Below are 21,954 nucleotides of genomic sequence, written 5' to 3' on the forward strand. Positions count from 1 at the left end.
CCTCTTTCGAGGCCGCGGCGGTCCGAGGCCGCCGGGACCTAGGGCCGCAAGCGCTCGCGGGCCCCTGTGGTCCGCGGCGCTGCGAGGTCCTCGGACGGCGTACGGGCCGGGATCAGCCGGGCCGTCGATGCCGCCACCAGTGCCTGCATCAGCCGTGGGTCGTCGCCCATCTCCGGATGCCACTGCACCCCGAGCACCCACTGTGGCCTGGGCAATTCGATCGCCTCGACCGTGCCGTCCGCCGCGTGTGCCGAAGCCACGAGTCCCGGTGCGAGCCGTTGCACGCACTGGTGGTGGTAGGTGGGGACGGCTGATTCTCCGGGCACGATCGATGCGCAGAGCGTCCCCGGCACGGTCTTCACCGGGTGTGCGCCGAGGACTCCGGTCGAGCCCAGCGGGCCGGTGTGCCCGTCGAGGTGCTGGGTCAGGGTGCCGCCGAGCGCCACATTGAGCAGCTGCATACCGCGGCAGATGCCGAGCAGCGGCGTACCGGACTCCAGTGCGGCCCTGATCAGGGCCAGCTCCCAGGCATCGCGCTCCTGTGCGGGGGGACCGGTCCTGAAGTCGCGCTCCGCGCCGTACAGCCCGGGTTCCACATCGGCGCCGCCCGCGACGACGAGGCCGTCCAGCCGGGCCACCGCGGCCCCGGCCCGGGAGGGGGCGTCCGGCGGGAGCAGGGCGGCCAGGCCGCCGGACCGCTGGACCATCCGCGGGTAGGCGGCCGGGAGGAGAGTGGCGGGCAGCTCCCAGACGCCCCAGCGGGCCACGGGCTCCAGATAGGTGGAGACGCCGATGAGAGGTTCGGACACGGGGCGGTCCCTCCGGTCGGCCGCCTGTGGGGGCGGGCTCGGTCCATGGTTTCAATGGTGGCAGAGAATACCTTTAAGTTTCGGGAGGCTGTCACCGAGGCGGAGCCGGTGGCACGTCGTTCAGGCCAGGAACCCGCGCAACAGCGCGGCCGTACCCGCACAGTGCTCGCGCATCACCGCGCGCGCGGCCTCCGCGTCCCCGTCGAGAACCGCCTCGACGAGACTCGTGTGCTGATGCTGCGAATGCTCCAGGTTCCGCACGAGCAGCGGTATGCAGTCCAGCAGGTCGTTCACGGTGGCCCGGACGGCCGCGTACTGCGCTGTCAGGGATGCGGAGCCGGAGAGTTCCGCCAGGGTCAGATGGAACAGGGTGTCGCGCCTGCGGTAGTCGGGCAGAGGTGCTTCGTGAGTCGCCGCCAGAGCCGTACGCAGCCGGTCCGCACCCTCGTCCGTGAGCCCCTGCGCGGCGCACAGTCCCGCCGCCCCGGCCTCCAGCACCTCGCGGAAGCGCAGCACGTCCTCGATGTCGACCGACTCCACCCTCCGGCGCAGCTCGTCCTCGCCGGGGCTGCCGGTGCGGGGCAGCACGAACGTGCCGCCGTACCGCCCACGCCTGCTCTCCACCAGGCCCTGGTCCTGCAGGACCTTCAGCACCTCGCGCAGCGTGACCCGGCTGATCCCGAGCAACTCGGCCAGCTCGCGCTCGGCCGGCAGCCGCCCGCCGCCGGGCACCAGCCCGAGCCTGACCACCTGGAGGATCTGCTCCAGGGCCTCCTCGAAGCCGTTCCCCGCCCGGACGGGCCGCAGTACGGGCATCAGACGGTCGGTGAACTCGCTTTCCTCGGCCACGTCCCGTTCCCTTCACAATTAATGGTTCTCTCGCATACCTTAAGCCTTCCGGCTGACCGAAGGAGGAATATCCCGTGGCAGACCGAACACCACCGCTGGGGATCGAGGAGCTGCGCGTCCTCGTCAGAAGCGGTGAGGTCGACACCGTCGTCCTCGCCTTCCCCGACATGCAGGGACGGCTGCAGGGCAAACGGTTCGCTGCCCGCTTCTTCCTCGACGAGGTCGTGGAGCACGGCACCGAGGGATGCAACTATCTGCTCGCCGTCGACACCGACATGAACACCGTCGACGGATTCGAGATGTCTTCCTGGGAGCGCGGCTACGGCGACTTCGCCATGCACGCCGACCTCTCCACCCTGCGCCTGGTGCCCTGGCACGAGGGCACGGCCATGGTCATGGCCGACCTCACCCAGGAGGACGGCTCGCCCGTCGCCGCAGCGCCCCGCCGGATCCTGGGCCGCCAGCTGGAACGCCTGGCCGAGCACGGCTACACGGCCCATGTCGGCACCGAGCTCGAATTCATCGTCTTCAAGGACACCTACGAACAGGCCTGGGACCGCAACTACCGCGATCTGACCCCGGCCAACCAGTACAACGTCGACTACTCCGTCCTCGGCACCGGCCGCGTGGAGCCGCTGCTGCGCCGTATCCGCAACGAAATGGCCGCCGCGGGTCTCACCGTCGAGTCCGCGAAGGGCGAGTGCAACCCCGGCCAGCACGAGATCGTGTTCCGTTACGACGAGGCTCTGGTCACCTGTGACCAGCACGCCGTCTACAAGACCGGCGCCAAGGAGATCGCCGCCCAGGAGGGCGTCGCACTCACCTTCATGGCCAAGTTCAACGAGCGCGAGGGCAACTCCTGCCACATCCACCTCTCACTCCGGTCCACCGACGAGGCCGGGCACAGCGTCATGGCGGGCGAGGACGGCGGCATGTCACCGGTGATGCGCCACTTCCTCGCCGGACAGCTGGCCGCCCTGCGCGATTTCTCCCTCCTCTACGCGCCGAACATCAACTCCTACAAACGCTTCCAGCCGGGCTCCTTCGCCCCGACCGCCGTCGCCTGGGGCCACGACAACCGCACCTGCTCGCTCCGCGTCGTCGGCCACGGCCGCTCGATGCGCTTCGAGAACCGGCTGCCCGGCGGTGACGTCAACCCGTACCTCGCCGTCGCCGGACTGATCGCAGCGGGCATCCACGGCATCGAGAAGGGCCTCGAACTCCCCGAGCCGTGCGGGAGCAACGCCTACACCGCCGACTACGACCACGTCCCCACCACGCTGCGCGAGGCCGCCGGACTCTGGGAGAGGAGCGAGATCGCCAGGGCGGCCTTCGGCGACGACGTCGTCGCGCACTACCGCAACATGGCCCGTGTCGAACTCGAAGCCTTCGACGCCGCAGTGACCGACTGGGAGCTCCGCCGCTCCTTCGAACGCCTGTGAGGCACCCCGTGACCACGCCCGACCACCCGGTGGAACACCACGTACTCAACCCGGCGACGGAAGAACTCCTCGCCACCGTCCCGTCCACCACCGCCGCCGAGGTCGACGCGGCAGTCGTCCGGGCCGCAGCCGCCCAGCGCACCTGGGCCGCCCTCGCCCCCGCCGACCGCGCCAGGCTGCTGCGCCGCTTCGCCACCGCCGTCGACGGCGAAGCCGAACAGCTGGCCCGCCTGGAGGTCCAGGAGGCCGGCCACACCCTCGGCAACGCCCGCTGGGAAGCGGCCAACGTCCGCGATCTGCTCGACTACGCCGCCGGGGGAGTGGAACGACTCGCCGGCCGGCAGATCCCGGTCCCCGGCGGACTCGACATCACCCTCCTCGAACCCCTCGGCGTCATCGGTGTGATCGCACCGTGGAACTTCCCCATGCCGATCGCCGCCTGGGGCCTCGCCCCCGCCCTCGCCGCCGGCAACGCCGTGCTCCTCAAGCCCGCCGAGACGACCCCGCTCACCGCCCTGCGGCTGGCCCGGCTCGCCCTGGACGCAGGGTTGCCCGAACACCTCCTCCAAGTGCTGCCGGGCGCCGGCGACATGACCGGCAACGCCCTGGTCGAGCACCCCGGCGTCGCCAAGATCGTCTTCACCGGCTCCACCCGGGTCGGCAAGCAGATCATGGCCAAGTGTGCCGACCGCGTGAAGCGGATCACCCTCGAACTCGGCGGCAAGAGCCCCAACATCGTCTTCGCCGACGCCGACATCGAGGCCGCCGCAGCCGCCGCACCCATGGCATTCCTGGACAACGCCGGCCAGGACTGCTGCGCCCGCACCCGCATCCTGGTCCAGCGATCCGCGTACGACCGCTTCCTGGAACTGCTCGCCCCCGTGATCGAATCCGTCGTGGTGGGCGACCCGTCCGACGAGAACACCCGGATGGGCCCGCTGATCTCCCGGGCGCAACTGGAACGGGTGCGAAGCTACGTCCCCGAGGACGCGACCGCCCTCAGAGGCAAAGCACCCGAAGGGCCCGGCTTCTGGTTCCCGCCGACCGTCCTCACCGACGCCCGCCCGGACTCACCCGTCGCCACCGAAGAGGTATTCGGGCCGGTCGCCGTCGTTCTTCCCTTCGAGGACGAGGCCGACGCCGTCCGGCTCGCCAACGCGACGGAGTACGGCCTCGCCGGGTCGATCTGGACCCGCGACGTGGGCCGCGCACTGCGCGTCTCGCAGTCGGTCCGGGCCGGGAACCTCTCCGTCAACTCCCACTCCAGCGTCCGTTACTGGACCCCGTTCGGCGGCTACAAACAGTCCGGACTCGGCCGCGAACTCGGCCCCGACGCGCTTGCCGCATTCACCGAAACCAAGAACATCTTCATCAGTACGGAGGCCTGAGCCAGCATGACCACCACCGACAGCGAGAACATCTGCCGCCGCCTGGTCGGCCGCACCGCCGTCATCACCGGAGCCGCCAGCGGCATCGGCCTGGCCACCGCACGCCGACTGGCGTCGGAGGGCGCCAGTGTCGTCTGCGGCGACATCGACGAGAACGCGGGCAAGGCCGCGGCCGAGGAGGTCGGCGGCACGTTCGTGCGCGTCGACGTCACCGACCCCGAACAGGTCGAGGCGCTCTTCAAGACCGCGTTCGACACCTACGGCTCCGTCGACATCGCCTTCAACAACGCGGGCATCTCCCCGCCCGACGACGACTCCATCCTCACCACGGGACTGGAGGCATGGAAGCGCGTCCAGGACGTCAACCTCACCTCCGTCTACCTCTGCTGCAGGGCCGCCCTGCCCTACATGCGCCGCCAGCGCCGCGGCTCGATCATCAACACCGCGTCCTTCGTCGCGATCCTGGGAGCGGCCACCAGCCAGATCTCCTACACCGCGTCCAAGGGCGGTGTCCTCGCCATGTCCCGCGAACTCGGTGTGCAGTTCGCCCGCGAAGGCATCCGGGTCAATGCGCTGTGCCCGGGACCGGTCAACACCCCGCTGCTCCAGGAGCTGTTCGCCAAGGACCCGGAACGCGCGGCCCGCAGGCTCGTGCACATCCCGGTCGGGCGGTTCGCCGAAGCCACGGAGATCGCGGCAGCCGTCGCCTTCCTCGCGAGCGACGACTCCTCGTTCGTCAACGCCACCGACTTCCTTGTCGACGGCGGTATCTCCGGGGCGTACGTCACACCGCTCTAGAGTTCCACCGCCGACAGGGGTTCGCCGGGGTCCCGTGGGCGGCGGAATCCTAAAGTGGTGGGATGAGCAACGCGACACCGCCCGGCTGGTATCCGGACGCCGCGACACCGGGCACCGAGCGGTGGTGGGACGGTACGGCATGGACCGCGCATACCCGCCCGATCACCTCCGTACCCCAGCAGTTCGGGCCGCCCGAGCCGGTCGCGAATGCGTACGGGGACGGCAGCGGCAGTGCGGCGACCGGTGGCGGCACCCGGATCGTCGCGCTCGCCGTGGCCGCACTGGTCGTCGTCGGCGCAGCCGTCACCGGAGCCGTACTGCTGGGCAGGGGTGACGGCGGCACGCAGCCGAAGGCCGGGCCGAGCAGTTCCGCGCCGCTCCCCACCGCGGACCGGGACTCCCCGTCGCCGAGCGGGTCACCGGCCGAAGGCGACCCCGAGGTCCTCGTCGATCAGCTCAACGGCATCACGCTGCCGATCCCCGACGGCTGGGAGAAGCCCGAGAGCACCGGCGAAGAGGCCCTCACCATGCGGACCGTCGACTCCTACAACTGCCCCGGCGACTCCTCCGACTTCTGCTACCACGGCACGGTGACCACCCGCACCGCGAGCGGCACGGACATCACATCCGCCGAGGAGCTCGCCAAGCGGGACATCACCACCGCCGCCGACAGCGCGTACGAGGAGGACATCGTCGGCGACCGGATCCACGGCGGCATCACGTCCCACAGACAGCTCGCATCCGCGTCCGTGAGCGTCGCCGGGCGCACCGGCCACCAGGTGCGCTGGCGGGTCACCACCGGCAAGGGCCCCGGCGGCTATGTGCAGTCGCTCGTCTTTCCGTCGACGGTCGGCAGCGAATCACTGATCGTCGTGCGCTACGCCTTCGACGCGGGGCCCGACGGCCCGCCGCTCTCCCTCATGGACACCATCACCGAGGCGATCCGGCCGATCGACGACAGCGGGACGAGCGGCGGCGTGGGCAGCTCCGTGGCTCCCTGAGCTCAGAGGAACGTGCGGCCCTCGCCGCGGTACGTCGGCACGGCCGCCGTCACCCGGTCACCCTCGATCAGCTGCAACTCGTCGAAGCGTTCGCACAGTTCACCGGCCTTCGCGTGCCGGAACCACACCTTGTCGCCGATCAGCAGATCGTCGGCCGGGGCACCGAGCAGCGGGGTCTGCACCTCGCCCGGCCCCTCCTGCGGGTCGTAGCGCAGTCCTTCCGGCAGATACGGGACGGGCAGCCGGTCCGCACCCGCGGGCCCGGACGCCGGATAGCCGCCACCGAGGACCGTCACCACACCCACACCCGGCCGGCGCACCACCGGCTGGGCGAACAGTGCCGCCGGACGCGCCGTGAACGACGTGTAGTTGTCGAACAGCCGCGGTACGTAGAGCCCCGATCCGGCCGCGATCTCGGTCACCGCGCGCTCCGCCGCGGTGTGCTGCACACTGCCGGTGCCGCCGCCGTTCACGAACTCCAGTTCCGGCGCGACCGCCCGTACCGCCCGCACGACGTCGGCCCGCCGGGCGGCCAGCTCCTTGCGGCCCGCGGCCTGCAGCAGCCGGATCGCCCTGGAGCGCAGCGGCCGTCCCTCGACCGAATCCCCGACCCCGGCGATATGACCCTCGTACGCCATCAGACCCACCAGTCGGAAGCCGGGCCTGCGCGCCACCGAGCGTGCCAGTTCGGCCAGTTGGGCGGGGGAGCGCAGCGGTGAACGCAGGGCGCCGATCCTGACCCGTCCGCCGAGCAGTTGCAGTGAGGTGTCCAGCTCCAGACAGACCCGGATCTCCTCGCGGCCACCGGCCCGTGCCGCGTCGATCAGTTCCAGCTGTGCGTGATCGTCCACCATCACCGTCACGGCGGCGGCCAGCTTCGGATCGGCGGCCAGCTCCGCGAAGGCGGACCGGTCGGCCGACGGATAGGCCAGCAGTACATCGTCGAAACCGGCCCGCGCCAGCCACAGCGACTCGGCCAGTGTGAACGACATGATCCCGGCGAACCCGGGCCGCGCGAGCACCCGCTCCAGCAGGGCCCGGCAGCGCACGGACTTGCTCGCCACCCGGATCGGCTTTCCTGCGGCCCGGCGGACGAGGTCGTCGGCATTCGCATCGAACGCATCCAGATCGACGATGGCGATCGGGGCGTCCAGATGGGCGGTGGCCCGGTCGTAGCGGGTCCGGTCAGCGGCGCGGGCAGTCATGGCGGCAGCTTGCCAGAAGGCCGTACCGCTGGGTAGGGGGACGATCTGCGCAGATCGTCCAGGGGCAGGGCGTCCCGCTCCCACCGGGGCCGTTCCACCCCGTAGAGTGACGGGCACGCGGCAACCAACGGGCCTGCCTGTGACGTCGATCCGCGCGCGGTACGGAACAGGACCAGGGGGGCGGATGAGTACCGAGGCGCAGCGCGCTCCTGTCCCGCCCCGCCCCACGACCCCACCACCGGCGCCCGCGCATCCCGCGCAGGCCCCTTCCGCGGCCTCCGCGAGCGTGCCCGTTCCGCCGGGCCCGAAGACGCCGCCGCCCGCAGTACCGGCGCCGATGCCCGGCCCAGCGGCGCCGGCGGGATCGGCCGCCCCGGCATCGATGCCCGCACCTCAGCGGCAGCAGCCGGACCCGAAGCCGGTCGCGCCCCCTCAGCCGACGCACGCCTGCGAAGTCCCGCCCGTGGAGACCACAGCGCGGCTCCGGCCCGTGCCCCCGGCTCCCGTGCCCGCCGCGCCCGCGCCCGCCGCGCCCGCCGTCGCCCCGCCCCGCCCCGAGCAGCCGCCCGCCGCGACCCGTCGGCGGCCCGTCGGCGCCGTGGACCTCACCCCGCGTCCAGGAGCGACCCCGCCACCGCCCGGGCAGGTGTACGTCCCGCACGCGTACCCGTACCGCCATCCGCTCCCCGAGACACCCGTGGAGACCACCACCCGGCTGCGCCCCATCCGCACCCGCCACCCCGTCCGGACCGCGACCGCCGCCGCCTGCGTCGTACTCGGGCTCGGACTGATCGGCGGTGCGGCCACCGGCGCCTGGCTCACCAGCGACTCCTCGGCCGACCCAGCCGCCCACAGCGCGTACACCGTGGGCCGCTCGGCCTGGCACAGCGTCCCCGTGGACACCCTCTTCCCGCGCACGCTCAAGGGCGACGGAGCGGGGCCCGGCGGTGCCGACCGGGTCTGGACCCGGGTCGGCGTCGCCCCGGACAGCGGCTGTACGTCGGCCCTGGACCCGCTGCTGGCCAGGACACTCGGCCCGGTCGGATGCGAGCGCATGCTCCGCGCCACCTACACCGACGCCACCAGCAGCAGTGTCACCACGGTCGGGGTGATCTTCACCGAGGCCGACACCGAGGCCATGAGAGCGCTGAGCACCCGCTTCACCGACCAGCACCTCGACCGGCGCACCGACCTGATGCCCCGTACGTACCCCGTCAAGGGCACGGTCGCCGCCGGGTTCGGCGACCGGCAGCGCGCCAGCTGGACCGTCCATGTACTGACCGAGGTACCCGTCGTCGTGTTCGCGGTCTCCGGGTTCGCCGACGGGCGCACGGTCACCGATCCGCAACCCGTCGACAAGGCGATCGCCGCGAACGCCACCACGGCCGCCGCCCAGGCCGGGCTCGGCCACGAGGCCAAGGGAATCGCCGACCGGATCGAGCGCGGTCTGCGCCGGACCATCACAGACCTCACGGAGAAGCCGGAATGAGCCGCCGCACCCGCCACCGCCGCGCCCTGGGTGCGGTCTGCGCCGCCACCGCGCTCGCGCTCCTGCCCGCGGCGCCGGCCAGGGCCGATGCCATCCGGGACCAGCAGTGGGGCCTTCAGGCGCTCCACACCGATCAGGCATGGCGGACCACCAAGGGCAGGGGGATCACCGTCGCCGTCGTCGACACCGGGGTCGACGGCAGCCTCCCCGACCTGGCGGGCCAGGTGCTGCCCGGCAAGGACATGATCGGCTTCGGTGCCGGCCGCGGCGATCGGTCCTGGGCCCGGCACGGCACCGCGATGGCTGGGATCATCGCAGGTCACGGCCATGGTGCAGGACGCGGCGACGGAGTGCTGGGCATCGCGCCCGAGGCGAAGATCCTCCCGGTCCGGGTGATCCTCGAAGCCTCCGACCCGGCCCGTGCCAAGGCCCGGGAGTCCCGCGGCACGGCCCTCGCCGACGGCATCCGCTGGGCCGCCGACCACGGCGCCGATGTCATCAACCTCTCGCTCGGCGACGACAGCGAGTCGGCGCACCCCGAATCGGGCGAGGACGCCGCCATCCAGTACGCGCTGAAGAAGGGGGCCGTCGTCGTCGCCTCGTCGGGCAACGGAGGCGAGAAGGGCGACCACATCTCGTACCCCGCCGCGTACCCCGGCGTGATCGCGGTCGCCGCCGTCGACCGGTACGGCACACATGCCGCGTTCTCCACCCGACGCTGGTACGCCGCCGTCAGCGCCCCCGGAGTCGACATAGTCGTCGCCGCCCCCGACCATCAGTACTACGTGGAGTGGGGCACCTCCGCCGCCTCCGCGTTCGTCTCGGGCGCGGTCGCGCTGGTCCGCGCCGCGCATCCGGGACTGACGCCCGCCCAGATCAAGCAACTGCTCACGGACACGGCCCGCAGCGCCCCGGCGTCCGGCCGTGACGACGCCCGCGGGTACGGCATCGTCGACCCCGCCGCGGCGATCAAGGCCGGAGCCGCGCTCCGTCCCGCCGGCCTGCGTGCCGACTCCGCGGAGGCCGGATACCGAAAGCGGTACTTCGGCCCCGGCCCCGCCCCCGATCACCATGACAGCGGCCCCGCAGGCTGGCTCGCCCCCGTCGCGGGCGGCCTCGGAGCGGTCCTGCTGGCACTCGCCGTGGTGCTGTGGCGAGGCAGGGGCAACAGGCCGGCCACCGTACGGCGCTGAACGCTGCTCCAGCAACGCTCAGGCCGCGCTCACCGGGCGGCGTCGAGCACGCCCACCGCCGCCTTCGCCACCGACTCCACGACCGCGATCCCCGTCTCCTTCGTCCGCTGCCCGCCCGAGAGCACGGCCACCAGATAGGTGCGGCCTTCCGCCCTCACCCGCCCGATGCTGTTGATGTCCCACAGCCCGGTCGTCGTCCGGGGCATCCAGCCGTTCTTCAGCGCCCAACTGCTGCCCGCCGCCGACACACCCCACTGCTGGTCGGCCTCGACCTGCCCCATCAGCTCCTGCAGATAAGTACGGGAACCCTCGCTCAGCTCCGATTCCGTACCGAACACCGCTTGCAGCAAGGCCAGTTGATCCGCCGCCGTGGTCTGGGTCAGTCCCCATGCGTGCGCCGCCGTCGTCCCGGTCAGGCCCAGGCGTTCATTGGCCGCGTCGAGTGCTTCCGCCCCGCCGATCGCCCGCAGCAGCGCGGTGGCGGAGGCGTTGTCGCTCCACCCGATCATGGCCCTCGCGTGGCCGTGCTCGCCGACGGTGAGCGCGCGCTTCTCGTCCTGGGCCATGAGCAGCAGCGCCGCGAGTATGTCGACCTTGACGATGCTGGCGGTGTCGTACGCCCCGTCCCCGTAGACCGCCCGCGTCCCGCTCCCGGTGTCCAGCACGGCGACGGACACCTCCGCGTCACCCACGTCGGTCAGCAGCGGCTCCACCGCCGCGGCCAGCGCCGCGTCGAGATCCACCGTCGGCTCCTCACTCGTCGTTGCCGGGACCGGAGTGCTCCCGGCGGCCGGTACGGACGATACGGACGCCGCGGCGCGGGGAGCGTGATCCGAGGACCGGCCGGCCAGACAGATGCCACCCGCGGCCGAACCCGCCAGCAGGATCACGGCCGTCACGGATGCGGACAGGGCGGAGCCGCGGAATCTGTTTCGGGACATGCCCCGGACGCTAGGAACGGCACCTGGGAACAGGCTGGGTCCGACCTGTTGTCAGGGTAAGAAACCCCCGGTTGCCGGGGTAAGAAACCCCCAGTTGCCAGGGTGGGAAACCCCGGGCACTACGCTCGCCCTGTGGCGCTGAAGAACATTCCGGACCCCGGTTACTCCGACGACGACGGCACGGCCTCCCCGGCCCTGACCGCGGCACTCGCCGCCTGGGCCGAGGACAGGAAGGCCATCGGGCCGGTACTCGAAGCTCTCAAGGGCGCCCGGCTCCTGGTCCCTGTCGTCGCCGTCCTGGGGGAGGTGGAGGAGGACGAGAAGGGACTGCGCCGCGAGAAGACCAGTGACATGGCAGTCCCCACCCTTCAGGCGGGGGACCGTCGCGCCCTGCCCGCCTTCACCTCGACCGCCTCACTGGCCCGCTGGGATCCGCAGGCCCGCCCCGTCGCCGTACCCCTGCACCAGGCACTGCAGGCCGCCGCACACGAGAAGGCGGACACGGTCGTCCTCGATCTCGCCGGCCCGGTCGCATTCGAGCTGACCGGCTCCGCACTGCTCGCCCTCGCCGAGGGCCGCACCAGCGCCGATCCGCTGGACGACCCCGCGGTCACCGCGGCGGTACGGGACGCGGTCGCCGCCGAGCCCGCGGTGCTCCGTGCCCACCTCGGCCCCGGCCGGGCCGACGGCACCCTGGCCCTCGTCCTCGCACCCGATGCGGACCCCGCCGACGCCGCCCGCCGGGTTGCGGAACTGCTGGCGGCCGACGACGTCCTGCGCGCCCGCCTGGTGCGCGGCCTGGACCTGGCGCTGCTCCCGGCCGATGCGACCGCGCCCGGCGAGGCCCTGTTCACGCGCTGATCCCCGAGCCGGCCGCCGGCTCGACGACGTGAGCCCCCGCCCGTCCCGGGCGGGGGCTCACGTCGTCAGAAGTCGTAAGTCGTAAGAACAGGGAAGGCGGGCGGGCTCAGCCGAAGACCGGGCCGGTGTACTTCTCGCCGGGGCCCTGGCCGGGCTCGTCCGGTACGAGCGATGCCTCGCGGAACGCCAGCTGCAGGGACTTCAGGCCGTCACGCAGCGGAGCCGCGTGGAAGGAACTGATCTCGGTGGTGCTGGCGTCCAGCAGGCCGGCCAGCGCATGCACCAGCTTGCGGGCCTCGTCGAGGTCCTTGTGCTCGTCGCCGTCCTCGGTCAGCCCGAGCTTCACGGCGGCGGCGCTCATCAGATTGACCGCGACCGTCACGATCACCTCGACCGCGGGCACCTCCGCGATGTCGCGGGCCATGTCGTCGAAGCCGGGGGAATCGGTGGTGGGGGTCGCGTCACTCATGGGCCATACGATAGGCCCACTCCGGTGTCGCCCGATCTGCGGGAGCGGTGGGCGAGAGCTGGTTCGCGCCCGTTCCGGGGAGCTGCTAACCTTGTGTAACGACCGGCTGGGCAGCTATGTGCCCGGCCCACAAGTGGAGGCTCCGATCTCCCACCTGGCTGTCCTTTCGGGCAGCGGGTCACCGGTCAGGTGGCGCCCATCGTTCCGTACGGACGATGGAGCCGCCCGATGCGCCCCGCGGTTGACCGCGGCGGTGTTCCGGTTTTCCAGGAGCCCCGCCTGTGTCCCGTCCGGGGCATTTTTGATGTGCTGGTGCGGTTGGTCTCAGGAAAACAGACGTTACGTGGCTGTCCGCCAGGCGGCCGCGTGGTGCTACCGAGGAGGATCCATCAGCGCCGAGCCCCGCATCAACGACCGGATTCGCGTTCCCGAGGTGCGACTTGTCGGTCCCAGCGGCGAGCAGGTCGGGATTGTTCCGCTTGCCAAGGCCCTGGAACTCGCACAGGAGTACGACCTCGACCTGGTCGAGGTGGCGGCGACCGCCCGTCCGCCCGTGTGCAAGCTCATGGACTACGGGAAGTTCAAGTACGAGTCGGCCATGAAGGCCCGTGAGGCGCGCAAGAACCAGGCGCACACGGTCATCAAGGAGATGAAGCTCCGGCCGAAGATCGACCCGCACGACTATGACACCAAGAAGGGTCACGTCGTCCGGTTCCTCAAGCAGGGCGACAAGGTCAAGATCACGATCATGTTCCGTGGTCGTGAGCAGTCCCGCCCTGAGCTGGGCTTCCGACTGCTCCAGCGTCTCGCTTCGGACGTGGAGGAACTCGGCTTCATCGAGTCCAACCCGAAGCAGGACGGCCGGAACATGATCATGGTTCTGGGCCCGCACAAGAAGAAGACCGAAGCCATGGCCGAGGCCCGCGAGGCCCAGGCCGCCCGCAAGGCGGAGCGTCAGGGTTCCACCCCCGACGCCGAAGCTGCGGGCGAGGCTGCCGAAGCGCAGTCCGAGGCTCCGGCCGAGACACCTTCCGAGGCGTGATCTCAGGGGTCGCCATCCAGGCGGCCCCGGGTCTCCCCGGAATTCCCACCAAGATCTGACGCCCCTGCTGTCCGGTGCCCGCACCGCGAGGGGCGCCACTGACGAGGAGAGAACGGCGCGATGCCGAAGAACAAGACGCACAGCGGTGCCAGCAAGCGCTTCAAGATCACCGGCTCCGGCAAGGTGCTCCGCGAGAGGGCCGGCAAGCGCCACCTGCTCGAGCACAAGTCGTCCAAGAAGACCCGCTCGCTGACCGGCACGGTCGTCGTGGCTCCGGCCGACGCCAAGAAGATCAAGAAGCTTCTCGGCAAGTGAGGCTCGGCCCCCGGTGAATCCGGGGGCGCGACCTCGATCACACCGGGACCAATTCGTTTCCGGGCTGGGTGAGTCGATACCGTGAACACCAGCCCCGCTACAAGGAGTTAACAAGTGGCACGCGTCAAGCGGGCAGTCAACGCCCACAAGAAGCGCCGGGCAATCCTCGAGGCCGCCAGCGGTTACCGCGGTCAGCGCTCGCGCCTGTACCGCAAGGCCAAGGAGCAGGTCACCCACTCCCTGGTCTACAACTACAACGACCGCAAGAAGCGCAAGGGCGACTTCCGTCAGCTGTGGATCCAGCGCATCAACGCCGCTGCCCGCCAGAACGGCATGACGTACAACCGCCTCATCCAGGGTCTGAAGGCCGCCAACATCGAGGTGGACCGCAAGATCCTGGCCGAGCTCGCGGTCAACGACGCCAACGCGTTCGCCGCCCTCGTCGAGGTTGCCCAGAAGGCCCTCCCGAGCGACGTCAACGCCCCGAAGGCCGCCTGATCCAGGTCGCACTTCTTGGCTTCTGAGCCGGACCCGCAGGCGCTCGTCGTCTGCGGGTCCGGTGCGTTGCACGACATGTTCCGTACGTCCGTCACCTCCGTACGCAGAGAGGCTCGCCGCCGACCATGGGCACCCCCGAACTGATCTCCCCGCGATCGCCGCGCGTCACCGCCGCCCGGCGGCTGGCCAAGCGCAACTTCCGCGGCAAGGAGCGCAGGTTCATCGCCGAGGGGCCGCAGGCCGTGCGCGAGGCCGCCGGGCACCGCGGCAGCGACGGCGAGGCGACGCTGATCGAGTTGTTCGCCACCGTCGAGGCGGCCGAGCGGTACGCCGACATCGTCGACGCCGCCCACGCGGCCGGCGCCCGGGTGCACCTCGCGGACGGAGATGTGCTCGCCGATGTGTCGCAGACCGTCACCCCGCAGGGCCTCATCGGTGTCTGCCGCTTCCTCGACTCGCCGTTCGACGCGATCCTCGCCGCGAAGCCGAAGCTGGTCGCCGTCCTCGCCCATGTACGCGACCCGGGGAACGCCGGTACGGTGCTGCGCTGCGCCGACGCCGCGGGTGCCGACGCCGTCGTGCTCACCGATGCCTCGGTGGACCTCTACAACCCCAAGTCCGTCAGGGCCTCGGTCGGCTCGCTCTTCCATCTGCCGGTCGCCGTCGGTGTTCCGGTGGAGCAGGCCGTGCAGGGGCTGAGGGACGCGGGCGTACGGATTCTCGCCGCCGACGGAGCGGGCGACGACGACCTCGACGACGAGCTGGACGCGGGGACCATGGGCGGGCCGACCGCCTGGGTCTTCGGCAACGAGGCCTGGGGCCTGCCGGAGGAGACCCGGGCGCTGGCCGACGCCGTCGTGAGGGTGCCGATCCACGGCAAGGCGGAGAGCCTCAATCTGGCGACGGCGGCGGCCGTCTGCCTGTACGCCTCCGCACGGGCCCAGCGCCCGCGCCGCTAATCCGCGGCCGCGGTCCTGGCCCGCAGGGCCACCGCGACCAGTGCCGCGTCGTCGGGGCGCCGGACGTCGCGGCCGGTCAGCTCGTGGAAGCGGGCGAAGCGGTGCTGGACCGTGTTGCGGTGGCAGTACAGCGCGGCCGCGGTGTCCGCGATGGAGCCGTTGCCGCGCAGATGCTCGGTGACGGTCTCCAGCAGACGTGCCGCCTCCGTGGCCGACACTCCGGGGCCGTCGAGACCGCCCAGCACATCGGCGGCCAGATCCGTGCCGAAGTCCCCGGCCCGCCGCACCAGCACATCCAGCCAGCTGTCCTCCAGCAGCCTCGGTGAATGGGCGTCCGGCGGCAGCATCTGCGCCGTCGCGATGGCCAGCACCGCCGCCCTGGGTACCGCTGCGAGCCCGTTCGCCTGCGGCGAGACACCGCACGGGGTGGACGCGAGCCGGACCAGCACCGACTGCCACGTGGTGCGCCGGCCCAGCTCCACCACCAGCACCGCGTCCCCGCCGACCGCCTGGTACTGCACCGGAGCACCCGCCGCGCGCAGCGCCGTCGCGGCCCGGTGCAGCCCCGAACCCTCCGCCGCCGGGGCCGCCGCGCACAGAAACGTGCCCGCGCCGTCGAAGCCCAGGGCCAGCGCCGCGTTCCGTACCACCGTCGGGTTGTGGCCCTCGCTCTCCAGCAGCCGGGAGAACCACATCCGCCGCTCGTCCTCCTGGCGCCGGCCCATTTCCAGAACCGTGCGTTGATACGCCGTCATGATGCCCGTGACATGGGACTCGACGGCCTCCCATACGTGGTACGCGGACGTCACCAGCTCCGCCATGTCCTCCTCGTCCGCCCGCTGGACCAGCGCCGCCCACACCACCCGGAAGTCCAGCCGGGCCGCTTCCAGCAGCGAATCCAGCGGGACGCCCTGGCGGGCCCGCTGCTCACCCACGCGCTGCGACACCCCGGCGATGTGCACGGGCACCGGAAGCTGCGCCACCGTACGCAGCAGCAGCTCGAACGCCTGCCAGGCGGAACTGCGGAAATCGGCGTCCGGCACTCGGTCCGCATAGGCGCTCCGGACCGGATTGATCATCTCCATCCACTGGCCGATCAGACCGTCGATGTTGTCCAGGCACTGGCCCGCGAGCTCGGCGATCCGACGGGACGGGGGAGGGAAACCGGAATCCGGAGTGTGCATATGACCAATGTAAGGGGCTGTACGGGTGATGTTTCGACGTTGGATCTGTGCTCGTTGCCCTTGAAGCTGAGGCAATCCGGAATCCCCCTCCGGGCCCACCGCATTCAGGGAGGTCCTGGCAGTGCATCTGACGCCTCGCGAGCAGGAGCGTCTCCAGCTGTTCACCGTCGCCGAACTGGCCCGCCGCCGCAGGGCGCGCGGCCGGCTGCTGAACACGCCGGAGGCCATCGCGCTGATCTGCGACGAGGTGCTGGAAGCCGCCTGGGACGGGCTCGGTCTGGACGAAGTGATCGAGGTGGGCCGCTCCGTGCTCACCGAGGCCGACGTGATGGACGGCGTGGCCGACATCGTCACCACCGTGCAGGTCGAGGCGCTCTTCCCGAGCGGCACCGCCCTGGTCGCCGTCGACCGGCCGATCGGCCCGGGGACACCCGACACCGCACCCGGTGCCGTACGGACCGCCCCCGATCCGGTACGGATCAACGAGGGGCGTCCGCGCACCACCCTCACCCTCCGCAACACCGGTGACCGTACGGTGTTCGTCTCCTCGCACTATCCGCTGCACGAGGTGAACGCGGCCCTGGAGCTGGACCGGGAAGCGGCGCGCGGTCTGCGGCTGGACATCGCGGCCGGCACCGCGCTGGCCTTCGAACCGGGGGAGTCCCGGGAGGTCTCGCTGATCCCCCTCTCCCGTCACCCGCAGCACGCCCAGTCCGAGGAGCAGCGCGCATGACCAGCATCGACCGCCGTACGTACAACGCTCTGTACGGTCCCACCACCGGTGACCGCATCCGGCTCGGCGACACCTCCCTCTGGGTCGAGGTGGAGGCCGACGACGGCACCCCCGGCGACGAACTGCTCGGCGGCTGCGGCAAGACCGTACGCGACGGGCTGCTGGCCTCGCCCCGCTCCGACCGGGACTCCGCCCTGGACATGGTGGTCGCCGGAGTCGTCCTCATGGACCCGGTTCTCGGCGTCCGCAAGACCGACATCGGCATCAAGGACGGCCGGATCGTCTCCGTCGGCGGCGTCGGCAACCCGGACGTGATGCCGGTCGAGTACGCCATCGACTCGCACACCTCGGTCGTCCCCGGCGAAGGGCTGATCGCCACCCCCGGCATCGTGGACAGCCACGTCCATCTCTCCTCGCCCGAGGTGGCGCCCGCAGCGCTCGCGGCCGGAGTCACCACGCTCGTCGGCATGGGGCTCGGCGGGGTCTGGGAGATCGGCTGCAATCCGGCCCACAATCTGCACACCCTGATGAGCTCCTGGCAGGGCACCCCGCTCAACATCGCGTTCCTGGCCCGCGGTTCGTCCAGCTCCCGCACCCTGCTCGACGAGTCCGTCCTCGCAGGGGCCGGCGGCTTCAAGATCCATGAGGACTTCGGGGCCACCCCGCGCATCATCGACAACTGCCTCGACACCGCCGAGGCCGCCGACCTGCCGGTCGCCCTGCACACCGACTCCATGAACGAGTCCGGCTATCTGCGTGACACCATCGGCTCCACCCGGGGCCGGACCGTGCACGCGTACCACGTGGAGGGCGGTGGAGGTCACCCCGATCTGCTGGAGATCCTCTCCGAGCCGAACATCCTGCCGTCGTCGACCACGCCGACCATCCCGTACACCCCGAACACTGTCGGGGAACTCTTCCCGATGACGATGACCGTGCACCGGCAGAACCACCACTCCCCCAGCGATGTGGAGATCTCCAGGGGCCGTATCCGCGCCCATGCCATCGCCGCCGAGAACGCCCTGCACGACCTCGGCGCGATCTCCATCGTCAACTCCGACTCCATGGGCATGGGCCGCATCGCCGAGACCGTCCGCCGCACCTGGCAGCTCGCGCACCTCCAGGCACTGGCGGCCGGGGAGGGCGGCGTCGAGCACCGTGCCAACCGGCGGGCCCTGCGCTACCTCGCCAAGATCACCCTCAACCCGGCGATCGCCCACGGCCTCGCGCACGAGGTCGGCACCGCCCAGGTGGGGCGCCTCGCCGACCTGGTGCTCTGGCACCCCGCCTACTTCGGCTCGAAGCCCGAACTGGTCATCAAGGCCGGGTTCGTGGCGTGGGGCAACACGGGGTCCGGTTCGGGATCGACCCGGCTGACCCAGCCCCGCACGTACAAGCGCTATTTCGGCGCCCTCGGCCAGGCGCCCGCGCGGCTCTCCCGGATCTTCGTCGCCGAGGCCGCGCTGGCGGACCGGGCCGCCCGGGCGGCGCTGCCCAAGGGACTCACCTACGCGCCGATCCGCGGCTCCCGCGGCCTCACCCGCGCCGACATGCTCCACAACACCGCGACCCCGCACGTCCTGGTGCCCCGCGAGCCGGCACCGGTCCTGGTCGACGGCGTCCCCACCACAACCCCCGCCGCCGACGCCGTGCCGCTCGCCCAGCTGCACCACCTCGCCTGAGCCCGAAAGACCCTCGCCCGTGAAACTCGATCTGCTGGTCCGCAACGCGAACATCCTGACCCTCGACGACGCCCGGCCCACCGCCCGCACCCTCGGTGCCCTGCACGGCCGCATCGTCGGGCTCGACGAGGAGGTCGAGCACCTCCCCGCCGCACGGGTCATCGACGCGGGCGGTGCCACGGTCGTGCCCGGCTTCAACGACGCCCACTGCCACACCGCGTGGTTCGGCCTCACCCTCACCCAGCTCGACGTCTCCGGCGCACGGACCGTCGACGAGGTGTACGACGCCGTGGCCGAGTACGCCGCCACGCTGCCCGGGGACGCCTGGGTGATCGGCGCCGGACTCGACCACAACCGGACCGGCGGGCGCTACCCGCACCGCGACGCCCTCGACCGGGCCGCGGGCGGCCGACGGGTGTGGCTGAAGCACACCTCCGGGCACGCCTGCGTCGTCAACACCCCGGTGCTGCGCCTCGCGGGCATCCTGGCCGGCGGCTTCACCGATCCGGACGGCGGGGTCGTCTCCCGCGACGAGGACGGCCGGCCCGACGGACTCCTGGAGGAGACCGCCCAGCGCCTCGTGCAGCGGCACGTGCTCCCGTACCCCGTGGAGACCGTCGCCGACGCCGTCGGAGCCGCCACCCGGCACTACCTCACCGAAGGCATCACCAGCTTCACCGAGGCCGGCATCGGCGGCGGCTGGATCGGCCACACCCCGGTCGAACTCGCCGCCTACCAGCTCGCCCGCGACACCGGCAGACTCCACACCCGCGCCCAGCTGATGGCCGCCTCCGACGTCCTGCACCCGCTGGTCTCGCACATCGACGACGGCATCGGCCTCGGGCTCGACCTCGGGATGCGCACCGGCTTCGGCGACGACCGGCTCTCCCTGGGGCCCGTCAAGATCTTCCTGGACGGCTCCCTGCTCGGGCGGACCGCCGCCGTCACCGAACCCTTCTGCGGCTGCCCGCACAACGAGGCAGAGGCGGCCAACCCCACCGGATACCTCCAGAACGACGCCGACGCCATGACCGAAACCGTCGTCGCCGCCCACCGCTCCGGCTGGACCGTCGCCGCCCACGCCATCGGCGACCGGGCCGTCGACCTCGCGCTCGACGCATTCACCCGCGCTCAGCGCGAGCTCCCGCGCCCCGGCGTGCACCACCGCATCGAACATGCCGGAGTGGTCCGCCCCGACCAACTCGGCCGGTTCGCCGAGCTCGGCGTGATCCCCGTACCGCAGCACAACTTCCTGCCGGCGTTCGGCGACGCCATGGCCGAGTCGCTCGGCGCGCAGCGCACGGCCTGGTCCTATCGGCTGCGCTCGCTGCTCGACCTCGGCCTGCCCGTACCCGGCAGCTCCGACCGGCCCGTCGCCCCCGGAGCCCCGCTGCCCGCCATCCAGGCCATGGTCCAGCGGCGCACCGGCTCGGGCGCCGTGTACGGGCCCGACGAGCGCGTCCCGGTCCTCGACGCCCTGCGCGCCTGGACCGAGGGCTCCGCCCGCGCCACCGGCTTCGGCGGCCGCAAGGGACGCCTCGTCCCCGGGCAGCTCGCCGACCTCACGATCCTCGACGCAGACCCGCTCCGCACCGATCCGGACCGGATCGGCTCGCTCCAGGTCCTCGCGACCGTCGTGGACGGCGATCCCGTCCACGACCCGCACGGCCTCGCGGCCCAGGCCGCCCCCCTCACACCCGTACAGCCCGTTCCCCCGTCCCCTCAAGGCCACCAGGCCCTCCGTCCCCAGGAGAACGTGTGAGCTCGCCCGACATCAAGGACATCCGGCGACTGCTGATCGCCGCCTTCACCGGCACCGCCCTGGAGTGGTACGACTACTTCCTCTACGGCACCGCCGCCGCCCTGGTCTTCAACCGGCTCTTCTTCCCCGAGCTGGACCCGGCCGTGGGCACCATCGCGTCCTTCGTCACCTTCGCCGTGGGCTTTGTCGCCCGGCCCATCGGTGCGGCCGTTTTCGGTCACATCGGAGACCGCTACGGCCGCAAGGTCGCCCTGATCATCACCGTCGTGATGATGGGCGTCACCACCGGCTGTATCGGCCTGCTGCCCAGCTACGCCACCATCGGCATCTGGGCCCCCGTCCTGCTCGCACTCCTCCGCTTCCTGCAGGGGATCTCGGTCGGCGGTGAGTGGAGCGGCGCCATGCTGCTCACGCTGGAGCACACGCCGAAGGAGAAGCACGGCAGCTACTCCTCGATCCCGCAGCTCGGCTCGCCCGTCGGCACCCTGATCTCGTCCGGCGCGTTCGCCCTCGTCGGGATGCTGCCCGACGACTCCTTCTACTCCTGGGGCTGGCGCCTGCCGTTCCTCGCCGCGTTCCCGCTGCTCGGCTTCGCGCTCTACATGCGGCTGCGGATCGAGGAGTCGCCGGTCTTCCACGCGATGCTCGCCGACGCCGAGAAGAACGGCCCGAAGCCCGCACCGCTCATCGAGGCGTTCCGCCGCACCTGGGGCCGCATGATCATCGGCATCGGCGCGGCCCTGCTCGGCGTCGGCGGCTTCTTCCTGATGACCACGTTCATCATTTCGTACGGCACCGACGAGCTGGGCATCGACAAGTCCGTGATGCTGAACGCCACCGTCATCGGCTCGATCGTCGAGATCGTCGTGCTCGTCGTGGCGGGGCGGATCGCCGACCGGATCGGCGCCTGGACGGTCTGTGCCATCGGCGGCCTCATCACGATGGCCGTCGCCTTCCCGGCCTTCTGGCTCGTCGACACCGGCAAGCCCGCACTGGTCTACCTCGGGGTGGGGCTCGGGATCGGCGCACTCTCCATTCCGTACGCCCCCATCGGCGCCGTGGTCTCCGGAATGTTCCCCGAGGCGTTCCGCTACAGCGCCGTCGCGATGTCCTACAACCTCGCGGGCGTCGTGGCCGGATTCGTACCGCTGCTCGCCACCTCGCTGACCGGCGCGGCGAACGGTGCCTCGTGGGGTGCGGCCCTGCTCCTGATGGTGATCGCGGCCTGCACGGCCGCCGGATCGTTCGCTTCCGGATCGCTCATGAGGCGTGAACGGGCGGCCAGGCCGGCCGGTGACCGCGTCGAGGTCGCCGTCTGACCGACGCCACGCCCC

General features: G+C 71.5%; 21 protein-coding genes. 15 read left to right on the plus strand and 6 right to left on the minus strand.

The window, feature by feature from the left end:
* Nucleotides 1–38: 38 nt before the first annotated feature.
* The gene (locus tag ACFVYE_RS06190; RefSeq protein ID WP_389604316.1) at nt 39–809 is read right to left on the minus strand and encodes a gamma-glutamyl-gamma-aminobutyrate hydrolase family protein; all 771 of its coding nucleotides are present in this window, start codon (nt 807–809) and stop codon (nt 39–41) included.
* 120 nt (nt 810–929) lie between these two features.
* Complete coding sequence (locus tag ACFVYE_RS06195) at nt 930–1,625, minus strand: FadR/GntR family transcriptional regulator (protein ID WP_383963868.1); 696 nt, start codon at nt 1,623–1,625, stop codon at nt 930–932.
* 107 nt (nt 1,626–1,732) lie between these two features.
* Between ACFVYE_RS06195 and ACFVYE_RS06200 the strand changes: the two genes are divergently transcribed.
* The 4 genes from ACFVYE_RS06200 (at nt 1,733) to ACFVYE_RS06215 (ending at nt 6,287) form a co-directional block, all read left to right on the plus strand.
* Nucleotides 1,733–3,100: a glutamine synthetase family protein gene (locus ACFVYE_RS06200; RefSeq protein ID WP_383963840.1), complete on the plus strand. Its 1,368-nt coding sequence runs from the start codon at nt 1,733–1,735 to the stop codon at nt 3,098–3,100.
* Between the two features lie 8 nt (nt 3,101–3,108).
* On the plus strand, nt 3,109–4,488 hold the full coding sequence (locus ACFVYE_RS06205; RefSeq protein ID WP_389604318.1) for an aldehyde dehydrogenase family protein: 1,380 nt from the start codon (nt 3,109–3,111) through the stop codon (nt 4,486–4,488).
* Between the two features lie 6 nt (nt 4,489–4,494).
* A complete protein-coding gene (locus ACFVYE_RS06210) occupies nt 4,495–5,286 on the plus strand; it encodes a 3-oxoacyl-ACP reductase (RefSeq protein ID WP_383963846.1) in 792 nt (263 codons plus the stop codon).
* Nucleotides 5,287–5,348: 62 nt separating this feature from the next.
* On the plus strand, nt 5,349–6,287 hold the full coding sequence (locus tag ACFVYE_RS06215) for a DUF2510 domain-containing protein (protein ID WP_389604320.1): 939 nt from the start codon (nt 5,349–5,351) through the stop codon (nt 6,285–6,287).
* Nucleotides 6,288–6,289: 2 nt separating this feature from the next.
* On the opposite strand, the gene ACFVYE_RS06220 is transcribed toward ACFVYE_RS06215, so the two are convergent.
* Nucleotides 6,290–7,492, minus strand: a complete 1,203-nt coding sequence (locus ACFVYE_RS06220; RefSeq protein ID WP_389604322.1) for an amino acid deaminase/aldolase — start codon at nt 7,490–7,492, stop codon at nt 6,290–6,292.
* 598 nt (nt 7,493–8,090) lie between these two features.
* Between ACFVYE_RS06220 and ACFVYE_RS06225 the strand changes: the two genes are divergently transcribed.
* A complete protein-coding gene (locus ACFVYE_RS06225) occupies nt 8,091–8,981 on the plus strand; it encodes a hypothetical protein (RefSeq protein WP_383963871.1) in 891 nt (296 codons plus the stop codon).
* Nucleotides 8,978–10,174 (plus strand): type VII secretion-associated serine protease mycosin, encoded by a 1,197-nt coding sequence (gene mycP, locus ACFVYE_RS06230; protein WP_389604324.1) that lies wholly within the window; start codon nt 8,978–8,980, stop codon nt 10,172–10,174. Before ACFVYE_RS06225 ends, mycP begins: the two co-directional genes overlap by 4 nt.
* 29 nt (nt 10,175–10,203) lie before the next feature.
* Here the strand turns inward: mycP and ACFVYE_RS06235 are convergent, their stop codons facing one another.
* Complete coding sequence (locus ACFVYE_RS06235) at nt 10,204–11,115, minus strand: serine hydrolase (RefSeq protein WP_383963858.1); 912 nt, start codon at nt 11,113–11,115, stop codon at nt 10,204–10,206.
* Nucleotides 11,116–11,247: 132 nt separating this feature from the next.
* Between ACFVYE_RS06235 and ACFVYE_RS06240 the strand changes: the two genes are divergently transcribed.
* Nucleotides 11,248–11,976 (plus strand): SseB family protein, encoded by a 729-nt coding sequence (locus ACFVYE_RS06240; protein WP_389604327.1) that lies wholly within the window; start codon nt 11,248–11,250, stop codon nt 11,974–11,976.
* A 106-nt stretch (nt 11,977–12,082) separates the two neighbouring features.
* On the opposite strand, the gene ACFVYE_RS06245 is transcribed toward ACFVYE_RS06240, so the two are convergent.
* The gene (locus ACFVYE_RS06245) at nt 12,083–12,445 is read right to left on the minus strand and encodes a DUF1844 domain-containing protein (RefSeq protein ID WP_093896122.1); all 363 of its coding nucleotides are present in this window, start codon (nt 12,443–12,445) and stop codon (nt 12,083–12,085) included.
* Between the two features lie 304 nt (nt 12,446–12,749).
* Between ACFVYE_RS06245 and infC the strand changes: the two genes are divergently transcribed.
* The 4 genes from infC (at nt 12,750) to ACFVYE_RS06265 (ending at nt 15,259) form a co-directional block, all read left to right on the plus strand.
* Complete coding sequence (infC, locus tag ACFVYE_RS06250; protein WP_383974761.1) at nt 12,750–13,487, plus strand: translation initiation factor IF-3; 738 nt, start codon at nt 12,750–12,752, stop codon at nt 13,485–13,487.
* Between the two features lie 120 nt (nt 13,488–13,607).
* Nucleotides 13,608–13,802, plus strand: a complete 195-nt coding sequence (gene rpmI, locus ACFVYE_RS06255; RefSeq protein ID WP_003970213.1) for a 50S ribosomal protein L35 — start codon at nt 13,608–13,610, stop codon at nt 13,800–13,802.
* Nucleotides 13,803–13,916: 114 nt separating this feature from the next.
* On the plus strand, nt 13,917–14,300 hold the full coding sequence (gene rplT, locus ACFVYE_RS06260; protein WP_003970214.1) for a 50S ribosomal protein L20: 384 nt from the start codon (nt 13,917–13,919) through the stop codon (nt 14,298–14,300).
* 125 nt (nt 14,301–14,425) lie between these two features.
* Nucleotides 14,426–15,259, plus strand: coding sequence for a TrmH family RNA methyltransferase (locus ACFVYE_RS06265; RefSeq protein WP_389604330.1), 834 nt, complete (start codon nt 14,426–14,428; stop codon nt 15,257–15,259).
* Here the strand turns inward: ACFVYE_RS06265 and ACFVYE_RS06270 are convergent.
* The gene (locus ACFVYE_RS06270) at nt 15,256–16,443 is read right to left on the minus strand and encodes a PucR family transcriptional regulator (RefSeq protein WP_383974767.1); all 1,188 of its coding nucleotides are present in this window, start codon (nt 16,441–16,443) and stop codon (nt 15,256–15,258) included. The genes ACFVYE_RS06265 and ACFVYE_RS06270 overlap by 4 nt on opposite strands.
* Nucleotides 16,444–16,564: 121 nt before the next feature.
* Between ACFVYE_RS06270 and ureA the strand changes: the two genes are divergently transcribed.
* Genes ureA through ACFVYE_RS06290 form a run of 4 tightly spaced genes read left to right on the plus strand, consistent with a single transcriptional unit; the run spans nt 16,565 to nt 21,939 of the window.
* Nucleotides 16,565–17,176, plus strand: coding sequence for an urease subunit gamma (gene ureA, locus ACFVYE_RS06275; protein ID WP_389604332.1), 612 nt, complete (start codon nt 16,565–16,567; stop codon nt 17,174–17,176).
* Entirely contained in the window at nt 17,173–18,858 is a 1,686-nt protein-coding gene (locus tag ACFVYE_RS06280; protein ID WP_389604334.1) for an urease subunit alpha, read from the plus strand. Before ureA ends, ACFVYE_RS06280 begins: the two co-directional genes overlap by 4 nt.
* A 19-nt stretch (nt 18,859–18,877) precedes the next feature.
* The gene (locus ACFVYE_RS06285; protein ID WP_389604336.1) at nt 18,878–20,620 is read left to right on the plus strand and encodes an amidohydrolase; all 1,743 of its coding nucleotides are present in this window, start codon (nt 18,878–18,880) and stop codon (nt 20,618–20,620) included.
* Nucleotides 20,617–21,939, plus strand: coding sequence for an MFS transporter (locus ACFVYE_RS06290; protein WP_383974779.1), 1,323 nt, complete (start codon nt 20,617–20,619; stop codon nt 21,937–21,939). The genes ACFVYE_RS06285 and ACFVYE_RS06290 overlap by 4 nt, the downstream gene beginning before the upstream one ends.
* Nucleotides 21,940–21,954 lie beyond the last annotated feature (15 nt).

It is taken from the genome of Streptomyces sp. NPDC058239 (assembly GCF_042882185.1).
Classification (GTDB): Bacteria; Actinomycetota; Actinomycetes; order Streptomycetales; family Streptomycetaceae; genus Streptomyces.